The 18782-nt window shown below is 50.8% G+C and carries 14 protein-coding genes; 3 read left to right on the top strand and 11 right to left on the bottom strand.

The window, feature by feature from the left end; genetic code table 11:
- Positions 1 to 44: 44 nt before the first annotated feature.
- The 11 genes from kdsB to serC form a co-directional block, all read right to left on the bottom strand.
- Positions 45 to 791, bottom strand: a complete 747-nt coding sequence (kdsB, locus tag C7M51_RS03795) for a 3-deoxy-manno-octulosonate cytidylyltransferase (protein ID WP_160620575.1) — start codon at positions 789 to 791, stop codon at positions 45 to 47.
- The gene (locus tag C7M51_RS03790) at positions 788 to 970 is read right to left on the bottom strand and encodes a Trm112 family protein (protein WP_038627028.1); all 183 of its coding nucleotides are present in this window, start codon (positions 968 to 970) and stop codon (positions 788 to 790) included. The genes kdsB and C7M51_RS03790 overlap by 4 nt, the downstream gene beginning before the upstream one ends.
- A gap of 69 nt (positions 971 to 1039) precedes the next feature.
- On the bottom strand, positions 1040 to 2260 hold the full coding sequence (locus tag C7M51_RS03785) for a winged helix-turn-helix domain-containing protein (RefSeq protein ID WP_160620574.1): 1221 nt from the start codon (positions 2258 to 2260) through the stop codon (positions 1040 to 1042).
- A gap of 59 nt (positions 2261 to 2319) precedes the next feature.
- On the bottom strand, positions 2320 to 3297 hold the full coding sequence (lpxK, locus tag C7M51_RS03780) for a tetraacyldisaccharide 4'-kinase (protein ID WP_160620573.1): 978 nt from the start codon (positions 3295 to 3297) through the stop codon (positions 2320 to 2322).
- Positions 3294 to 5042, bottom strand: a complete 1749-nt coding sequence (msbA, locus tag C7M51_RS03775; protein ID WP_160620572.1) for a lipid A ABC transporter ATP-binding protein/permease MsbA — start codon at positions 5040 to 5042, stop codon at positions 3294 to 3296. The genes lpxK and msbA overlap by 4 nt, the downstream gene beginning before the upstream one ends.
- A 35-nt stretch (positions 5043 to 5077) precedes the next feature.
- Positions 5078 to 7339 (bottom strand): ComEC family protein, encoded by a 2262-nt coding sequence (locus C7M51_RS03770; protein ID WP_160620571.1) that lies wholly within the window; start codon positions 7337 to 7339, stop codon positions 5078 to 5080.
- Positions 7340 to 7544: 205 nt separating this feature from the next.
- Entirely contained in the window at positions 7545 to 7829 is a 285-nt protein-coding gene (gene ihfB / locus C7M51_RS03765) for an integration host factor subunit beta (RefSeq protein WP_038627039.1), read from the bottom strand.
- Between the two features lie 86 nt (positions 7830 to 7915).
- Positions 7916 to 9589 (bottom strand): 30S ribosomal protein S1, encoded by a 1674-nt coding sequence (gene rpsA, locus C7M51_RS03760; RefSeq protein ID WP_038627041.1) that lies wholly within the window; start codon positions 9587 to 9589, stop codon positions 7916 to 7918.
- Positions 9590 to 9706: 117 nt separating this feature from the next.
- Entirely contained in the window at positions 9707 to 10390 is a 684-nt protein-coding gene (gene cmk, locus C7M51_RS03755) for a (d)CMP kinase (protein WP_160620570.1), read from the bottom strand.
- Positions 10391 to 10600: 210 nt separating this feature from the next.
- Positions 10601 to 11887, bottom strand: a complete 1287-nt coding sequence (aroA, locus tag C7M51_RS03750) for a 3-phosphoshikimate 1-carboxyvinyltransferase (RefSeq protein ID WP_160620569.1) — start codon at positions 11885 to 11887, stop codon at positions 10601 to 10603.
- An 82-nt stretch (positions 11888 to 11969) separates the two neighbouring features.
- Positions 11970 to 13055, bottom strand: a complete 1086-nt coding sequence (gene serC / locus C7M51_RS03745; RefSeq protein WP_160620568.1) for a 3-phosphoserine/phosphohydroxythreonine transaminase — start codon at positions 13053 to 13055, stop codon at positions 11970 to 11972.
- Between the two features lie 308 nt (positions 13056 to 13363).
- Here serC and ycaO point away from each other — a divergent pair, with 308 nt between their 5' ends.
- From ycaO to pflB, 3 genes are all read left to right on the top strand, one after another.
- A complete protein-coding gene (gene ycaO / locus C7M51_RS03740; protein WP_160620567.1) occupies positions 13364 to 15121 on the top strand; it encodes a 30S ribosomal protein S12 methylthiotransferase accessory factor YcaO in 1758 nt (585 codons plus the stop codon).
- A 352-nt stretch (positions 15122 to 15473) separates the two neighbouring features.
- The gene (gene focA, locus C7M51_RS03735) at positions 15474 to 16334 is read left to right on the top strand and encodes a formate transporter FocA (protein WP_160620566.1); all 861 of its coding nucleotides are present in this window, start codon (positions 15474 to 15476) and stop codon (positions 16332 to 16334) included.
- A gap of 86 nt (positions 16335 to 16420) precedes the next feature.
- Positions 16421 to 18715: a formate C-acetyltransferase gene (gene pflB / locus C7M51_RS03730; protein ID WP_160620565.1), complete on the top strand. Its 2295-nt coding sequence runs from the start codon at positions 16421 to 16423 to the stop codon at positions 18713 to 18715.
- The last annotated feature ends 67 nt before the right edge of the window (positions 18716 to 18782 follow it).

Genomic DNA, 18782 nt, shown 5'->3' with positions numbered 1-18782 from the left:
TGAAAGAGGCCATACGGCCTCTTCCGTTCCCCCAATGGCGGTGGTTATTGCAGTACCGCCCGGACACGCGCTAAATCTTCTGCGGTATCCACCCCTGCCGCTGGCGTCGTTTGCGCCACATCGACATGAATTTTTTCACCGTACCAGAGCACGCGCAGCTGCTCCAGCAGCTCAATTTGCTCCAGCTCGCTGGGCTGCCAGCTAACGTAGCGACGGATAAAACCTGCACGATAGGCATAAATACCGATATGGCGCAGCAGGCTGTCACCAACCGTGTCACGCGATTGCGCGAAACGCTCGCGATCCCATGGAATGGTCGCGCGGGAGAAATAGAGCGCGTAGCCCTGCGCATCACGCACTACTTTTACCGCATTGGGATTGAACGCTTCTTCGGCGCTGGCGATCGGCACGGCCAGCGTAGCCATACCTGCTGTCACGCCCGCCAGGTTATCGGCCAGCTGACGAATAATTTCAGATGGAATAAGCGGCTCGTCGCCCTGCACGTTAACGATAATTGTATCATCGGCAAACTGATATTTTTCTACTACTTCCGCCAGCCGCTCGGTGCCAGACTGATGATCGGCACGCGTTAAGCACACTTCGCCGCCCGCAGCGGTAACTGCCGCCGCCACATCAGGATGATCGGTAGCCACAATGACGCGATCGGCACCGGACTGCTGTGCCCGCTCCATAACGTGTACCACCATCGGCTTACCATGAATATCCACCAGCGGCTTTCCGGGTAAACGGGTTGATGCAAAACGGGCTGGAATAATAACGACAAAGCTCATGGATGTATCTCGTCTGCTGACAGCGTGCGGGCTTCGTTTTCCAGTAATACCGGAATTCCATCACGAACCGGATAAGCCAGTCCGTCCGGTTTACAAATCAGCTCCTGCTGTTCTTTGTTGTAGTAGAGCTTGCCGTTACACACCGGACAAGCGACGATTTCAAGTAAACGATGATCCATGTTTCCTCCGTAATGGACCGAAGCCTCAGGAAAGCAAGCATAACACAGCCGCGAAACGGGACGATAATGTCACGCCTGATCAGCCAACCGCCAGCCCGTACCCAATATTTGCCTGATTTTAACAGGCGCCTGCGTCATTATAACCCGATCCGCACCCTGCCAACGGGCAAAGCGCCCGATCGCACGCTGTAAATCGGCGACAAACCCGGCGCTGACGCGAGTTTTCTCTTCCAGCCACAGATTATTAATCTGAAGACAGCGCTCACGACGCAACATTTTTGCATCCAGGCGCGCTTTTAGCGCACCGCGATGTAGCAGCGGTAACGTAAAATAACCATATTGCCGCTTTGCCGCCGGTGTATAACATTCAAGCCGATAGCTGAAATCGAATAGCGCCTCCGCCCGCCGCCGATCCCAAACTACCGGATCGAAAGGCGAAAGAATCGCTGTATGAGTGGCGTTAAGCGGTTTTTCCAGATGAACCAGCGCATCACGATGCAGCCACATAGTGCCCATGTTTTCTACCGTAACGGGAATAATGAAACCCTCTTCCTGCCAGCAAGGAATAATCTCTTTTAACGCTACCTGTTTTAAGCGGTAGTAATCGGGTAACCATTCAGGACGAAAGATGCCTAAACTGGCGGCGCTGTTGCGCAGCATCTGTTCGCGCGCTGCTGGCTCGCTAAGTGTATGCTGTGCATCATCCCACTGCGGCATCACTCGCTGACGTAAATCGTACAGGCGCTGAAAATTGTGCCGTCCGCTGACCATCAGTTCACCCGCAGTAAACAGATTTTCCAGATGGCGTTTATAGGGTTTCCATGCCCACCAGCCGGGCTGGTGGCCCGGTGCGGCAGCAAAATCGGCAGAGCGCACCGGGCCTTTTTCAGCTATATGCTGCAAAAGGCTGGCAATATCATCGGCATGCTGCTTCATCCAGTCAGCGTTGTACTTCCAGCCCATTTTTTCCGGCTGCAGCATGCGATGTCGCAGCAGTGGGTAATCTTCCACAGGAATAAAGCAGGCCTCATGCGCCCAATACTCAAACAGGCTGCCGTTTGCCAGCGCCTGCTCCAGCCAGGTTTCTGGATAATCACCTAAACGGCTGAACAGTACCAGATAAGGGCTACGCGCGACCACATTGATGGTATCAATCTGCAGTAACGACATACGTTTGATAATAGCCAGCAGATCGTTAAAATTTGCTTTGCGTTTCGGCGGATTTAATAAAGCCTGTGCCGCAAGGTGCAAATTGCGGGCGGTTTGCCGGGAAAGGGAGAGAGGTGCCATCAGCTATTCCTTTCTGTCAGATAGCACCCAGTGTAATCGTTCTGCTGAAAAGTTTTAAATTAGCGAGGAGCCAGCGCAGTAATTTTATCCAATAGCGCCTCCGCGCCGCCTGAGAGACGCGCTTCGACCGGAAGATACCACCAGTTCTCATGAGCAAAAGCACGATATTTTACCGCGTCCTTTTCCGTCATGATTAAAGCTTCTCCGTTTGGCGTTAACGCAAGCAATTCGGTTTCGCTACAGGAACGATGATCGGCCAGGGACACGGTTTGGAGCGGCGTCACCCCCTGCTGGCGCAGCGTGGCAAAGAAGCGTGGCGGATGCCCAATTCCCGCCATCGCCACAACAGAAGTCAGCGCTGACAGCGGGCGACTTACGCCCGATTTCACATTTATCGCCGCACCGGGTTCAAGACGCATAGCTATTTCCATCGCCCCGGCGTTACCACCGTTTACAATCACCGCATCGACCTGACGCAGGCGACCGGCCCGTTCACGCATTGGCCCTGCCGGTAACCACCAGCCGTTGCCAAAGCGACGTTCACCATCCACCACCACGATCTCGATATCACGTGCCAGCGCATAGTGTTGTAAACCGTCATCGGTAACGATTAGATCCAGCGGACCTGCCGCCAGCAGTGCCTGAACCGCTTCGCTACGTACTGGCGAAACCGCCACTGGCGCGCCGGTACGCTGAGCGATCAGTACTGGCTCGTCTCCTGCTTCCTGCGTCGACGTTTCCGCCGTTAGCAGCAGTGGATAGCGTGCCGCCTTACCGCCGTAACCACGGGACACCACGCCAACTTGCAGACCGCGCTGCTGTAGCTGTTCCACCAGCCAAATCACCACCGGCGTTTTACCGTTACCACCCGCCGTCAGATTCCCTACCACAATCACCGGAACCGGCGAACGCCAGGCTTTGCGCAAGCCATGTCGATAACTAAAGCGAATCAGAGCGGTAATAAAGCCATACAACAGGCTGAACGGTAGCAGCAGCAGATAGAGCGGAGAGCGCCCGCTCCAGATACGTTCAATCATTGTCCAAACTGCATCTTATGCAGCTGCGCATAAGCGCCCTGCTGACTGATAAGTTCATCGTGCGTGCCGCGTTCAATAATGCGTCCATCTTCCACCACAACGATCTCATCTGCTTTTTCAATCGTCGACAGGCGGTGCGCGATAACCAAAGAGGTGCGGTTTTTCTGCAGCTCGTCCAGCGCTGACTGAATCGCCCGTTCAGATTCGGTATCCAGCGCAGAGGTGGCTTCATCCAGAATCAGAATTGGGCTGTCACGTAACAGCGCACGCGCAATAGCGATACGCTGTCTTTGACCGCCAGAGAGCAGTACACCGTTTTCACCAATGACAGTATCCAGACCATTTTCCATTTTACGAATGAAATCCATGGCGTGAGCCATTTCAGCCGCTTTTTCAATCTCCTGACGATTGTAGACATCGGTACGTGCGTAGGCGATGTTATTAGCGATAGTGTCATTAAACAGGTGGACATTTTGTGAGACCAGCGCAACCTGATTACGCAGCGAACGCAGGGTATATTCACGCAGATCGTGCCCATCAATGGTTATTTCACCCTGCTGGATATCATAAAAACGCGTCAGCAGGCTGGCCATGGTTGATTTCCCTGAGCCTGAGCGTCCTACCAGCGCGACGGTCTTACCTGCCGGAATGGTCAGATTGATGTCACGTAAAGCGGGAATATCACGGCCCGGGTAGCTGAAGGTGACATGACGAAATTCGATATCGCCTTTTGCACGTTCGATTTCTCGCGTGCCTTTGTCCACTTCCTGCTCGCTGTCGAGGATAGAAAACAGCGTCTGGCAGGCGGCCATACCACGCTGGAACTGCGCATTGACATTCGTTAATGATTTTAACGGGCGCATCAGCGCAATCATGGAAGAAAATACGACCGTAATCGTACCGGCTGTCAGGGTATCCATTACGCTGGGAAAGCTGGCGGCATAAAGTACGAAGGCCAGCGCTAAGGAGGCGATTAACTGAATAACAGGATCGGAAATGGAAGAGGCAGAAACCAGCTTCATGCCCTGATGGCGCATGCGATTACTGACTTTGTCAAAACGCTGGGCTTCGACTTCCTGCCCGCCAAAAATCAGTACCTCTTTATGCCCTTTCAGCATCTGCTCGGCGCTGGTAGTAACCTGCCCCATAGTGTTCTGCATATTTTTGCTGATGCTGCGAAAGCGTTTGGAAACGGTGCGAATTGCCATCGACACAATCGGTGCCAGCACAATCAGAATCAGGGAGAGCTGCCAGCTGTAGTAGAACATCATAATGAACAGGCCAATAATCGATGCCCCTTCACGCACGACGGTTACCAGCGCGCTGGATGAAGAAGACGCTACCTGCTCCGAATCATAAGTAATACGTGACAGCAAGGTGCCTGTAGATTGTTGATCGAAAAAAGAAACCGGCATGCCCATCATATGATTGAATAAACGGCGACGCATATTCATAACCACGTTGCCGGATACCCATGAAATACAATAGCTCGAAGCATAACTGGTTACGCCTCGAATCAGCATCAGACCAATTACCGCCAGCGGCATCCATATTAATACTGACTTATCGGCCTTACCAAAGCCCTCATCCAGTAAAGGTTTCAGCAATGACAGCATAAGGGTATCGCCTGCCGCATTGAGGATCAGCGCTACGGCTGCCACAATCAATCCCGCTTTATGCGGTGCGATCATCGGCCAAAGGCGACGAAAGGTCTGCCATGTTGAGAGATCTTTATCTTGATGCATTATTTAACCAGCATTGTTTGAAATAGCCGTTCATTTTACCTGGATTCCCCCCGGACGCCAAACCACTGATGATACCAGCGGGGCAATATTTGTTCTCTCAGGCCATTAACTTGCCATCCGTCAGAATAAAACGCTACGCTGAGCTGACCAGAATGAGCGGTATCACGCCAGAGATAGCCTGAGGTACGATAGCGTTCTACGATTTGAGCAGAAGGTAGACGCCATGCGTTATAGCGAGCTACCGAAGCGAGCGCCAGGCTGCCGTTGACATTGCGCAATAGCGGAGCGCTGGATGAAGTTTTACTGCCGTGATGCGGTACCTGGATAATATCGGCCTTAACTGCCTGCCGATTACGCCGTAATAATTCTCTTTCTGCTCTGGCTTCCAGATCGCCCGTCAACAATACATGATAACGACCATCGCTAATGCGCAGCACACAGGAATCATTGTTGCCGCCCTGCGAAGAGATAGCCAGCGGCCAAAGTACGTCAAACTGTAAGCCTTGCCAGTGCCACACCATACCGGCTATACAGGGTTGATGATGGGGAATTGGCAAGGCACTGCGCACGCTGGCGTTCGGCCACGCCTTCTGCATATCCGACAGGCCACCACTATGATCAAGATGCTGATGGCTGATAATAATTTCGTCAGTCTTAAGGCCCTGCCAGCTAAGCCAGGGGAGCAGCGTCTGCCGTGCGGCACTGCCGCCGGGCCAGCGATTGCCCGTATCATAAATCAGTGCATGTCCGTGGCGCGAAACAACTATTGCCAAACCATGCCCGATATCCAGCATATCCAGTCGCCATTCCGGCCGGATGCGCGAGCTATACCACAGCAGCGGCAATGCGCAGGCGGCGAACAGCGCTATCGGTGCGCGCCGCCACCAGCCCAGACGAAAAGCGCTGAGTAAGAGCCAGAAAAGTAAGCTGATAATCAGCGCATTCCTGCCCAATGCCATCCATCCTTCCGGCAAGAAAGCTAACAGATAAAAAACCAGCGCCAGTGAGCGATCCGCCAGCCACCAGAGCGGTAAAGCCAGCCAGGCTGTAGGCATAATTAATGCCAGCAGCAATGCCGGAACAGTAATAAAAGAGACTACCGGAATCGCAATCATATTTGCAGGTAGCGACGTCAGGCTCAGGCCGTGGAAAATTAATGCCTGCAGTGGAATAAGCAACATCATCATCCCCAGCTGCAAATGCGCAAGCTGTAAAAGCATCCAACGCTTACGGTGTCGCCAGCGGGCAGGCAAAGGAAACCACTGATACCAGAATAACAAAGTTGCTACCGCCAGCACCGAAAGCCAGAAGCTATCTGAAAGTACCGTTACTGGATCAAAAAATAAGATAGTGCCTATACAAACCAGCCAGATCTGCCAGCTATTGCAGTTAATATGCTGAAAGCGGATCACTGCCCATACCGTTAACGCAATTAACGCTCTTATTGCTGGCGGATTACTGCCCGACAGCCAGCAATACAGCGCAGCTACGCTGAGGCTAAACAGCAACGGCAACGGATAGCTGATGCGCCATGCAGGCAACAGAAACTGTAACAGGCGTGCCACCATCCAACCCAGTGAGGCAGCCAGACTGATATGCATACCTGAAATAGCCATAAGATGTGCGATACCTGTATCACGCAGAATATCGCGAACATCAGCACTCAACCCCTGCCGATCGCCAAACAGTAATGCCGTCATAACGCTGTGCCAGGGCAGATGCTGATATTGTTGCTGGGCCTGGCTCACCAGGTGATGATGAACAGAACAACGTTGGGTAATGGCTTTTGCCGCCAGCAGCGTTCCCTGCAGTGGCATACTGTTGGCAAGAGCGAAACGCTGTGCATCAAAACTACCTTCATTTAACCGTCCGTGTACTGGCCTTAACCGCAAGCTCATTTCCCAGCGCTGCCCTGCGCACCATATCTGTTGCACCCGACTGTTTGCAATATTGGCATAGAGCGGTGGAAACAGGATTTCATTACCATACTGGCGAATCCTGACAATCAGCCGCTCTTTTTCACCAAGCACCTGAACGATTTCCGCCGTTACGACAACAGGGATACGTGTAAGAACCGCAAGCGGTGCCAAAGCCTGCTGTGCTGCCAGCAACGCCCATACGCTGAACAGGCCACATATACCGATATAATGCAAAATCCGTATGGGTTGAGCTAACGACAGCAACGCTACACCCAGCATTAGCAGCAAAAAATTTATATCAGGCAAATATGCCAGGAAGAGTAAAGGAAGCGTACCAACCGCAGACATAAGAGCCAGAAAAGGCAGTGAATATGGCATTGTTTCATCCTGTTAAGCGAAGGATGAGTATGCCCAATCGGTCTTTCAACCGCAGGTGGCAAAAAGGATTACCGGAAGCGATAGCAGAAAAAGAATGGAAAAGTTACCTGATTAACAATATGGACTGCGAGCAGGTACGCATTAATAGAAAATGGCAAAAAAAAACGACACCGTAGTGTCGTTTTCTATGCGTTGCCATCCTGCCTTAACCGTAGATGTTCGCCCGATCACGTAATTCTTTACCGGGTTTAAAGTGGGGAACGTATTTACCTTCCAGTTCCACTTTATCGCCAGTTTTTGGATTACGCCCAACGCGCGGTGCACGGTAATGCAGAGAAAAGCTGCCGAACCCCCGGATTTCGATGCGTTCACCCTGGGCCAACGTGGTGGCCATGTGCTCAAGCATCTCTTTTACCGCATCCTCTACGGCTTTCGCCGGGATATGAGTTTGCTGGGCCGCAAGTCTTTCAATAAGTTCTGACTTGGTCATTAATCCTCCGGTTAATCCCTGTTGGAATGGTCTGACAGCCTGCTTCCAGTTCCGGGCACCAACGGCAACCCGGAACCGGGGGACGATTACTCGCCTTTAGCAGCTTTGAACGCTTCAGCCATTGCGTTAGAGAAGTTGCTCTCTTCCTGTTTGTTGTTAACAGAAGCGATAGCATCTTTTTCGTCAGCTTCGTCTTTAGCACGTACAGACAGGCTTACAACGCGGTTTTTACGATCAACACCGGTGAATTTGGCTTCAACTTCGTCGCCAACATTCAGTACCTGAGTTGCATCTTCAACGCGGTCACGTGAAGCTTCAGAAGCACGCAGGTAACCTTCAACGCCGTCTGCTAATTCAACTGTAGCACCTTTAGCGTCAACTGCAGTCACTTTACCAGTAACAATGGCACCTTTCTTGTTCAGAGAGATGTAGTTGTTGAACGGGTCTTCTGCCAGCTGTTTAACGCCCAGGGAGATACGCTCGCGCTCTGCATCGACCTGCAGAACCACAGCGGCGATTTCGTCACCTTTTTTGTACTCGCGAACCGCTTCTTCACCTGTTGCGTTCCAGGAGATGTCAGACAGATGAACCAGACCGTCGATGCCGCCTTCCAGGCCGATGAAGATACCGAAGTCAGTGATTGACTTGATTTTACCTTCAACACGGTCGCCCTTGTTATGGGTTTCCGCAAACTGCTGCCACGGGTTAGCTTTGCACTGTTTCAGGCCCAGAGAGATACGACGACGTTCTTCGTCGATATCCAGAACCATCACTTCTACCACGTCGCCAACGTTAACAACTTTGGACGGGTGGATATTTTTGTTGGTCCAGTCCATTTCAGACACGTGTACCAGACCTTCAACGCCTTCTTCGATTTCTACGAAGCAGCCGTAATCAGTCAGGTTGGTTACGCGACCGGTTAGTTTAGTACCTTCCGGATAACGTTTAGCGATAGCTACCCACGGATCTTCGCCCAGTTGTTTCAGACCCAGAGAAACACGGGTACGTTCGCGGTCGAATTTCAGTACTTTAACAGTGATTTCATCGCCAACGTTGACGATTTCGCTCGGGTGCTTAACGCGTTTCCACGCCATATCTGTGATGTGCAGCAGGCCATCAACGCCGCCCAGATCGACGAATGCGCCGTAGTCAGTGAGGTTCTTAACGATACCTTTGACTTCCATGCCTTCCTGCAGGTTTTCCAGCAGCTGATCGCGTTCTGCGCTGTTTTCAGATTCGATAACGGCACGACGAGAAACAACAACGTTGTTGCGTTTCTGATCCAGCTTGATTACTTTAAATTCAAGCTCTTTGCCTTCCAGGTGCAGTGTATCGCGCACCGGACGCACGTCAACCAGGGAACCCGGCAGGAACGCACGAATACCGTTCAGCTCAACAGTGAAGCCGCCCTTGACTTTGCCGTTGATCACGCCAGTTACAGTTGCAGCTTCTTCGTAAGCTTTTTCCAGCATCAGCCATGCTTCATGGCGTTTTGCTTTCTCACGAGACAGCAGGGTTTCACCGAAGCCGTCTTCTACTGCATCCAGAGCAACGTCAACTTCGTCACCAACCTGGATTTCAATTTCGCCCTGGGCGTTTTTGAACTGCTCAGCCGGAATGGCAGACTCAGATTTCAGACCGGCGTCAACCAGTACGACATCTTTGTCGATAGCAACAACAACACCACGAACGATGGAACCCGGGCGGGTTTCGATTTCTTTCAGGGACTCTTCAAAGAGTTGAGCAAAAGATTCAGTCATATTTAATCTTTAAAAGGTAAATTTAACGTCCACCTGACGTCCTGCCGGATGGGGTTGTTTAACATGCCTGATGCCCTTCCATGGCATCAGGTTATAGCATCTGTCTCGCCGCCGCCGTTATGCTAAGGCCAGCTTTTCACGAGCATAGCTCAGGGCGGTATCGATAACCTGTTCGATGCTCATACTGGTAGAATCCAGCACTAAAGCATCTTCCGCTGGCACCAGCGGCGCAATAGCTCGATTACGGTCACGCTCGTCGCGCTCCTTTATCTCGGCTAAAAGGCGTTCAAAGTTAACACTAAAGCCTTTTTCCTGCAACTGTAGCATACGGCGCTGCGCCCGCTCTTCAGAGCTGGCGTCCAGAAAAATTTTTACTGGCGCATCGGGGAAAACCACCGTGCCCATATCACGCCCGTCGGCAATCAGGCCAGGCGCATCGCGAAATGCCCGCTGACGACGCAGCAATGCTTCGCGCACACGGGGAAATGCCGCAACTTTCGAGGCGGTATTGCTGACTTCCTGAGTACGGATTTCTCCTGTGACATCTTCGCCTTCCAGGATAACCGCCATTTCGCCATCGGTAGAAATAAAACGCACGTCTAAATGCGCGGCGATAGGTACCAGCGCCTCTTCTGATTCAATATCTACCTGATGATGCAAGGCTGCCAGCGCAAGCACGCGATAAATAGCGCCGGAGTCAAGCAGGTGCCACTGCAACGCTTCAGCCATCGCTTTACATAGCGTGCCTTTACCGGCTCCGCTTGGTCCATCGATGGTTATTACCGGGGCTGTTGCCGTCATATTCTTCTCCTGTCGCTGCTGGTCGTTCTCATGGCTCCCTGCATTCAATCACAGGTCGCGGCGCATTATACGCTGCAATCATTCCGAACGTTAACTTTAAGCATAGACAGGACTTAAATATTCTTCTTTTTAGGACAATCCTCTGAAGGTAAAACAGCTATGCCCGTCAGTCGCCCTCTTCACATGATAAAGAGAGCGACAGTAATTCACTTAAGCAGGCGTGCTGATAGCGGCCAGGCGCTCAAAATAATCCGGGAAGGTTTTAGCCGTGCATTTCGGATCAAGAATGGTTATTGCCGTATCCGATAATGCTGCCAGTGAGAAACACATTGCCATGCGATGATCGTTGTAGGTACCGATTTCAGCGGAGCGGATATGTGCAGGCGGCGTGATGCGAATAAAATCATGCCCTTCTTCCACTTCCGCGCCAACCTTACGCAATTCGGTAGCCATAGCGGCCAGGCGGTCGGTCTCTTTTACGCGCCAGTTATATATATTGCGCAGTACCGTAATGCCATCAGCAAATAATGCCGTGGTCGCGATGGTCATCGCTGCGTCAGGGATATGGTTCATATCCAGATCGATCGCATGCAATGTTCCATGCGTACAGGCGATATAGTCATCGCCCCACTCGATTTTGGCCCCCATTTTTTCCAGCACATCAGCGAAACGGATATCCCCCTGAACGCTATGACGACCAACGCCGGTAACGCGTACCGTTCCACCTTTTATTGCCGCTGCGGCAAGAAAATAAGAGGCAGAGGAAGCATCGCCCTCAACCAGATAATCTCCCGGCGAAACATAGCGCTGGTTTCCACGGATAGAGAAGCGCTGATAATTATCGTTATCTATCGTTACGCCAAAGGTTTTCATCAGGTGCAGCGTGATATCAATATAGGGACGAGAAACCAGCTCGCCTTTAATCACAATAACGGTATTTTCTGGTGCCAGAGGAGCAGCCATTAACAAAGCTGTTAAAAACTGACTTGAGACGCTACCGTCAACGCTGACCTCTCCCCCGATAAAACCACCGCGAATACGCAACGGCGGATATTCCTTCTGTTCGAGGTAGTCAATTTGCGCACCGCCCTGACGCAGCGCATCAACCAAATGACCAATGGGACGTTCTTTCATGCGTGGTTCACCGGTCAGGACCACATCATTATCGGTAAGACAGAGCGCGGCGGCCAGCGGGCGCATGGCGGTGCCCGCATTGCCCAGGAAAAGTTCCAGCGCGTCCGGCGCTTTTAGCGGCGCACCGTTACCGGTGATTTCACAGACGGTACGATCTGCAGAAAGCGTATAGTTAATCCCCAATGCAGTAAGCGCATGAAGCATATGTTTAATATCATCGCTATCTAACAGATTCTTCAGACGTGTCTTTCCCTGCGCCAGCGCAGCCAGCAACAAAGCACGGTTAGAAACGCTTTTAGAACCGGGAAGATTAACCGTGCCCTCAACGTGAGCGATGGGTTGTAATATCAGGGATTCCTGCATGTGAACACTTTTCTCCATAAACCAGCGCAATAAAACCTCGCATCAGGGCGAGGTTCTCAGTAAGCAATAAAACAGATCGGGATTAGCCGTGACGACGTTCAAAATCGATCATAAAGTCGGTCAGAGCTTTCACCCCTTCAAGCGGCATCGCGTTATAGATAGACGCACGCATCCCACCGACAACACGGTGTCCTTTTAGCGCATGCAGGCCTGCGGCAAAGGATTCTTCCAGGAAGAGGCTATCGAGAGAAGGTTCAGCCAGCTGGAAAGGCACATTCATGCGAGAGCGATTAACCGTAGCAACCTCATTACGGTAAAAGTCACTACGATCGATGACGCCATACAGCAAATCCGCTTTGGCCTGGTTAATCTTATCGATCTCACTTACGCCACCACGCTCTTTCAGCCATTTGAAAACCAAACCTGACAGATACCAGGCAAAGGTAGGCGGCGTGTTGTACATAGAGTCATTATCTGCCAGCGTTTTATAGTTAAGCACCGACGGCAGCGCCTGTTGTGCCTTGCCTAACAGATCTTCGCGTACGATCGCCAGCGTCAACCCGGCAGGCCCAATATTTTTCTGCGCGCCAGCATAGATAACGCCATAACGGCTCACATCCAGCGGACGAGAAAGGATGGTCGATGAGAGATCGGCGACAACGATTTTATCACCAAAATCGGGCTGTTCATCAATAGCGAGGCCGTCAATAGTTTCATTAGGGCAAAAATGTACGTAGGCAGCGTCATCACTCAGCCCCCATTCTTTCATTGGCAACAGTGCCCGTTTGCCATCAATTTGCACTTTGGCATCGATAACATTCGGTACGCAGTATTTTTTCGCCTCTTCAATAGCGCTGTGTGCCCAGTAGCCGCCATCAACATAATCTGCGGTTTTCGCCGTACCTAACAGATTCATCGGCACCGCCGCAAACTGCGCGCGGGCACCGCCGTGACAGAATAAGACTTTATAGTTGTCAGGCACTTTCAGCAGATCGCGTAAATCTTTTTCTGCCTCTTGTGCCACCTGAGTAAACTCTTTACTGCGATGACTGATTTCCATTACGGAAGTCCCCAGCCCATTCCAGTTACAAAGTTCTTGTTCCGCACGACGAAGCACTTCTACCGGCAACATTGCCGGACCGGAGCTGAAATTATAAACCTGCGTCATTTCCCGTCACCACTGTCAGATCGGTTGGTTGTGAATAGGCTATCGGTTTTATCACTGCCATTAGTATGCTGCAAACATTTCTCTGGTCGCGATCACATTTTCTCCGCATCTGTCGCAACAGCTTGTAGGGCAAAAGTAAAGCGGCACGATATTTTGTGAGGCTTCACGCATCGGTGAAGGATAACGACAGAAAGAAAATGATAATTTTGCCAGGATATCGTTAAGGAAATTTGGCGCTTCAATAGCGTCCTGAACGGAAAGCCCGTATCATTGCGCGCCTTACGCGCAACCAACCTATAGTAGGCAACATGACTCAAACTTTTATTCCGGGCAAAGATGCCGCTCTGGAAGATTCCATCACACGCTTTCAGCAAAAGCTGCAGGATTTAGGTTTCAATATCGAAGAAGCTTCATGGCTAAACCCTGTTCCTCATGTTTGGTCAGTACACATTCGTGACCGTGATTGCCCTCTTTGCTTTACTAACGGTAAAGGTGCCAGCAAAAAAGCGGCGCTGGCTTCTGCGTTGGGCGAATATTTTGAACGCTTATCGACTAACTATTTTTTCGCCGATTTCTGGTTAGGCGACACCATCGCAAATGGTGATTTTGTTCACTATCCTAACGAAAAATGGTTCCCGTTGCCGGAAGACGACAGCCTGCCGGAAGGCATCCTTGATGCACGCCTGCGCCAGTTTTACGATGCGGAAAATGAGCTGAGCGCCAGCGACCTTATCGATTTGCAATCCGGTAATACAGCGCGCGGTATCTGTGCCCTGCCTTTTACCCGTCAGTCTGACGAACAGATCGTCTATATACCGATGAATATTATCGGCAACCTCTACGTTTCTAACGGTATGTCTGCAGGCAATACCCGTAACGAAGCGCGGGTACAGGGCCTTTCTGAGGTGTTTGAGCGCTACGTAAAAAATCGCATTATTGCTGAAGCCATCAGTTTACCTGCGATTCCACAGCAGGTGCTGGACCGCTACCCTGGCGTTGTGGAAGCCATTGCCCGCCTTGAGGAAGAAGGCTTCCCCATTTTTGCCTATGACGCATCGCTTGGCGGTAAATATCCGGTCATTTGCGTAGTGCTCTTTAACCCGTCAAACGGCACCTGCTTCGCCTCTTTCGGTGCTCATCCCGATTTTGGCGTGGCGCTGGAACGTACCGTTACCGAACTCCTGCAGGGGCGCAGCCTTAAAGATCTGGACGTCTTTACTCCACCGACCTTTGATGATGAAGAAGTCGCCGAGCACGCTAATCTGGAGACGCATTTTATCGACTCCAGCGGTGCAATCTCCTGGGATCTGTTTAAAGAAGAGGCAGATTATCCTTTTGTTGACTGGCGTTTTAACGGCAGTACGGAAGAAGAATTTGCCACGCTGATGGCTATTTTCCAGACGGAAAATAAAGACGTTTACATTGCAGATTATGAGCATCTGGATGTTTACGCCTGTCGTATTATCGTTCCCGGCATGTCCGATATTTATCCGGCGGAAGATCTGCTGCTGGCGAATAATAATATGGGCGCAAATCTGCGTGAAACGCTACTGGCGCTGCCGGGCAGTCAATGGGATAAAGAAGATTATTTGGCTCTTATTGAACAGCTGGATGAAGAAGGCCATGACGACTTTACCCGGGTACGTGAACTGCTGGGGCTGGCGACGGGCAAAGATAATGGCTGGTATACCCTGCGTATTGGCGAACTGAAAGCTATGCTGGCTTTAGCAGGTGGCGATCTCGATCAGGCGCTGATCTGGACCGAATGGACGATGGAGTTTAACAGCTCTGTGTTTACTGCAGAACGAGCTAACTATTATCGCTGCCTGCAAACCTTATTGTTGCTGGCACAGGAAGAAGAACGCGATCCGCAGCAGTACTACACGGCCTTTGTTCGTATGTATGGCGCGGAGGCGGTTGAGGCAGCCTCAGCGGCATTAAGCGGTGAGGAAGCGTTTTATGGTTTGCAGCCTGTGGATTCCGATCTGCAAGCATTCCCTGCTCATCAGGCTTTACTGGCCGCCTATGAAAAATTACAGCATGCCAAACGGCTTTACTGGAAATAAATAGCGTTGCCAGCCTGTTAATTCAAGCCAGCTACTTTATAATAGCTGGCTTCTTTAATACTGTCTGAAATAACTTAACAATATAAACAATCATGTTTCTTTTTAATTACAAATCCTGCCAGCCGCCCTGGTTTTCTTCTTTTTAAAGCTATACATTAAATGCTACATTCAATTTTTTTTGCATAAATTAAAATAATTTTTATTTTTATAATTCAAAGACTTAATAGCATTGCATCCAGTTTTTTTATGGCTCACGCTTCCTGTCTTATCTCCAAATATGATCTATATCAAATTTTGCCAAATACTCCTTTGTTAGTATCACGCCGACAATTTTTTATGGGAGTGCGTTGGTATGAGTACTGACAATCCTTTCAATCTTTTATTACCGCCAGCTATGGCGAAAGTCGCTGAAGAAGCGGGTGTCTATAAAGCCACAAAACATCCACTAACCACGTTTTTTTTAGCCATTAACGCTGGCGTTTTTATCTCTGTCGCCTTCGTTTTCTATATTACCGCCACTACCGGAACGGCAGATATTCCTTATGGTCTGGCCAAGCTGATCGGCGGCCTCTGTTTCTCCTTAGGTTTGATGCTGGTTGTTGTATGCGGTGCCGACCTGTTTACTTCAACCGTCCTGATTGTTGTCGCTAAGGCCAGCGGTCGCATCAGCTGGGGACAACTGGCAAAAAACTGGTTGTATGTTTACGTTGGCAACCTGTTCGGGGCGCTATTTTTCGTCGCACTTATCTGGTTTGCGGGTCAGCATGAAGTCGCCAACGGAGCGTGGGGCTTAAATGTCTTACAGACTGCTGACCATAAAATGCATCATACTTTTATTCAGGCGGTATGTCTGGGTACGCTGGCAAACCTGATGGTCTGCCTCGCCGTCTGGATGAGCTATTCTGGTCGTAGCCTGACGGACAAAATGTTCGCCATGGTATTACCGGTAGCGATGTTTGTTGCCTGCGGCTTCGAACACAGCATTGCCAACATGTTTATGATACCCATGGGAATTGTCATCCGTGATTTCGCGTCACCTGAATTCTGGCAGGCAACGGGGGCAACCGCGGACCAGTTTTCTCACCTGACGTTAAGCCATTTCATCACTGATAACCTCATTCCTGTCACTATCGGCAACATTATTGGTGGCGGCTTGCTGGTGGGGCTAACGTATTGGGTGATTTATTTACGCGGCGGCTCCGCTCACCATTAACGGCACCCGTGTAACGAATTCGATCGGGCAGACGACCATCATCTGTCCGGTCTAAAAAAGAACTTTTATCAGAAGGTAGGTATATTATGACCGAGCTCAATGACAAACTGAACGCTGCCTGGGAAGGTTTTACCGCTGGCGACTGGCAGAAATCAGTTAACGTTCGCGATTTTATTCAGAAAAACTACACGCCTTATGAAGGAGATGAATCCTTCCTGGCCGGTGCCACTGAGGCGACCACACAGCTCTGGAATAAAGTCCTGGAAGGTATCAAAATCGAAAACCGTACGCATGCGCCGGTTGACTTCGATACCAGTGTCGCTTCTACCATCACTTCCCACGATGCAGGCTATATCGATCAAAGCCTGGAAAAAATCGTTGGTTTACAGACTGATGCTCCGCTGAAACGCGCTATCATCCCGTTTGGCGGCATTAAAATGGTTGAAGGCTCCTGCAAAGCTTATAACCGTGAACTCGATCCGCAGCTGAAAAAAATCTTTACTGAATACCGTAAAACCCACAACCAGGGCGTATTCGATGTTTATACCCCGGATATCCTGCGCTGCCGTAAATCTGGCGTTCTGACCGGTCTGCCTGATGCTTATGGTCGTGGTCGTATCATCGGTGACTATCGTCGCGTAGCGTTGTACGGTATCGATTATCTGATGCAGGACAAATTTGCTCAGTTCGGTTCTCTGCAGAGCGATCTGGAAAATGGCGTTAATCTTGAAGCCACTATCCGTCTGCGTGAAGAGATTGCTGAACAGCATCGTGCACTGGGCCAGCTGAAAGAAATGGCAGCCAAATATGGTTGCGATATCTCTCGTCCGGCGACTAACGCGCGTGAAGCCGTACAGTGGACCTACTTCGCTTACCTGGCTGCCGTTAAGTCACAAAATGGTGCAGCGATGTCCTTCGGTCGCGTTTCCACCTTCCTGGATGTTTATATCGAACGCGATATGCAGGCTGGTAAACTGACTGAAGAAGAAGCGCAGGAACTGATTGACCATCTGGTCATGAAACTGCGTATGGTACGCTTCCTGCGTACGCCGGAATATGATGAACTGTTCTCTGGCGACCCGATTTGGGCAACTGAATCACTGGCAGGTATGGGCGTTGATGGCCGTACGCTGGTAACAAAAACCACTTTCCGTTTCCTGAACACCCTGTACACCATGGGTCCGTCTCCGGAACCGAACATGACCATCCTGTGGTCAGAACAGCTGCCTATCAACTTCAAAAAATATGCGGCGAAAGTTTCTATCGACACATCATCCGTTCAGTATGAAAACGATGATCTGATGCGTCCTGACTTCGACAACGACGACTATGCTATCGCCTGCTGCGTTAGCCCGATGATTGTCGGCAAACAGATGCAGTTCTTCGGTGCGCGTGCCAACCTGGCTAAAACCCTGCTGTACGCAATCAACGGCGGCGTCGATGAAAAAATGAAAATGCAGGTCGGCCCGAAAGAAGCACCGATCTCTGATGAAGTGCTGGATTTCGACACCGTTATGGCGCGTCTCGACCACTTCATGGACTGGCTGGCTAAACAGTACGTTACTGCGCTGAACATCATCCACTACATGCACGATAAATACAGCTACGAAGCTGCATTGATGGCGCTGCACGATCGTGATGTTTATCGCACCATGGCATGCGGTATCGCCGGGCTGTCTGTTGCTGCCGACTCCCTGTCAGCAATCAAATACGCCAAAGTTAAACCGATTCGCGATGAAGATGGTCTGGCAACAGACTTCGAAATCGAAGGCGAATATCCGCAGTTCGGTAACAACGATCCGCGCGTAGATGACCTGGCTTGCGATCTGGTTGAACGTTTCATGAAGAAAATTCAGAAACTGAACACCTACCGTAACGCAGTACCGACTCAGTCTGTACTGACCATCACCTCTAACGTGGTGTACGGTAAGAAAACCGGTAATACTCCGGACGGTCGTCGCGCCGGTGCGCCTTTCGGACCGGGTGCTAACCCAATGCACGGACGCGATCAGAAAGGTGCCGTTGCCTCTCTGACCTCCGTAGCAAAACTGCCGTTCGCTTACGCTAAAGATGGTATCTCTTACACCTTCTCTATCGTACCGAATGCGCTGGGTAAAGATGATGACGTACGTAAAACCAACCTGGCTGGTCTGATGGATGGTTACTTCCACCATGAAGTTGATGCAAACACCATGGTTGAAGGCGGTCAGCATCTGAATGTTAACGTCATGAACCGTGAAATGCTGATGGATGCAATGGAACACCCGGAAAAATATCCGCAGCTGACCATTCGCGTTTCTGGCTACGCCGTACGTTTCAACTCACTGACGAAAGAACAGCAGCAGGACGTTATTACTCGTACTTTCACTAAGTCCCTGTAATTCCCCTCTGTTGTGATAAAGGCTCCTTCGGGAGCCTTTTCACCAGCAGCCTGATTTGCCAGGGATC

The organism is Mixta intestinalis (assembly GCF_009914055.1).
Classification (GTDB): Bacteria; Pseudomonadota; Gammaproteobacteria; order Enterobacterales; family Enterobacteriaceae; genus Mixta; species Mixta intestinalis.
Note: the sequence above shows the minus strand (reverse complement) of the source record. Positions and strands in the feature narration are given on the sequence as shown.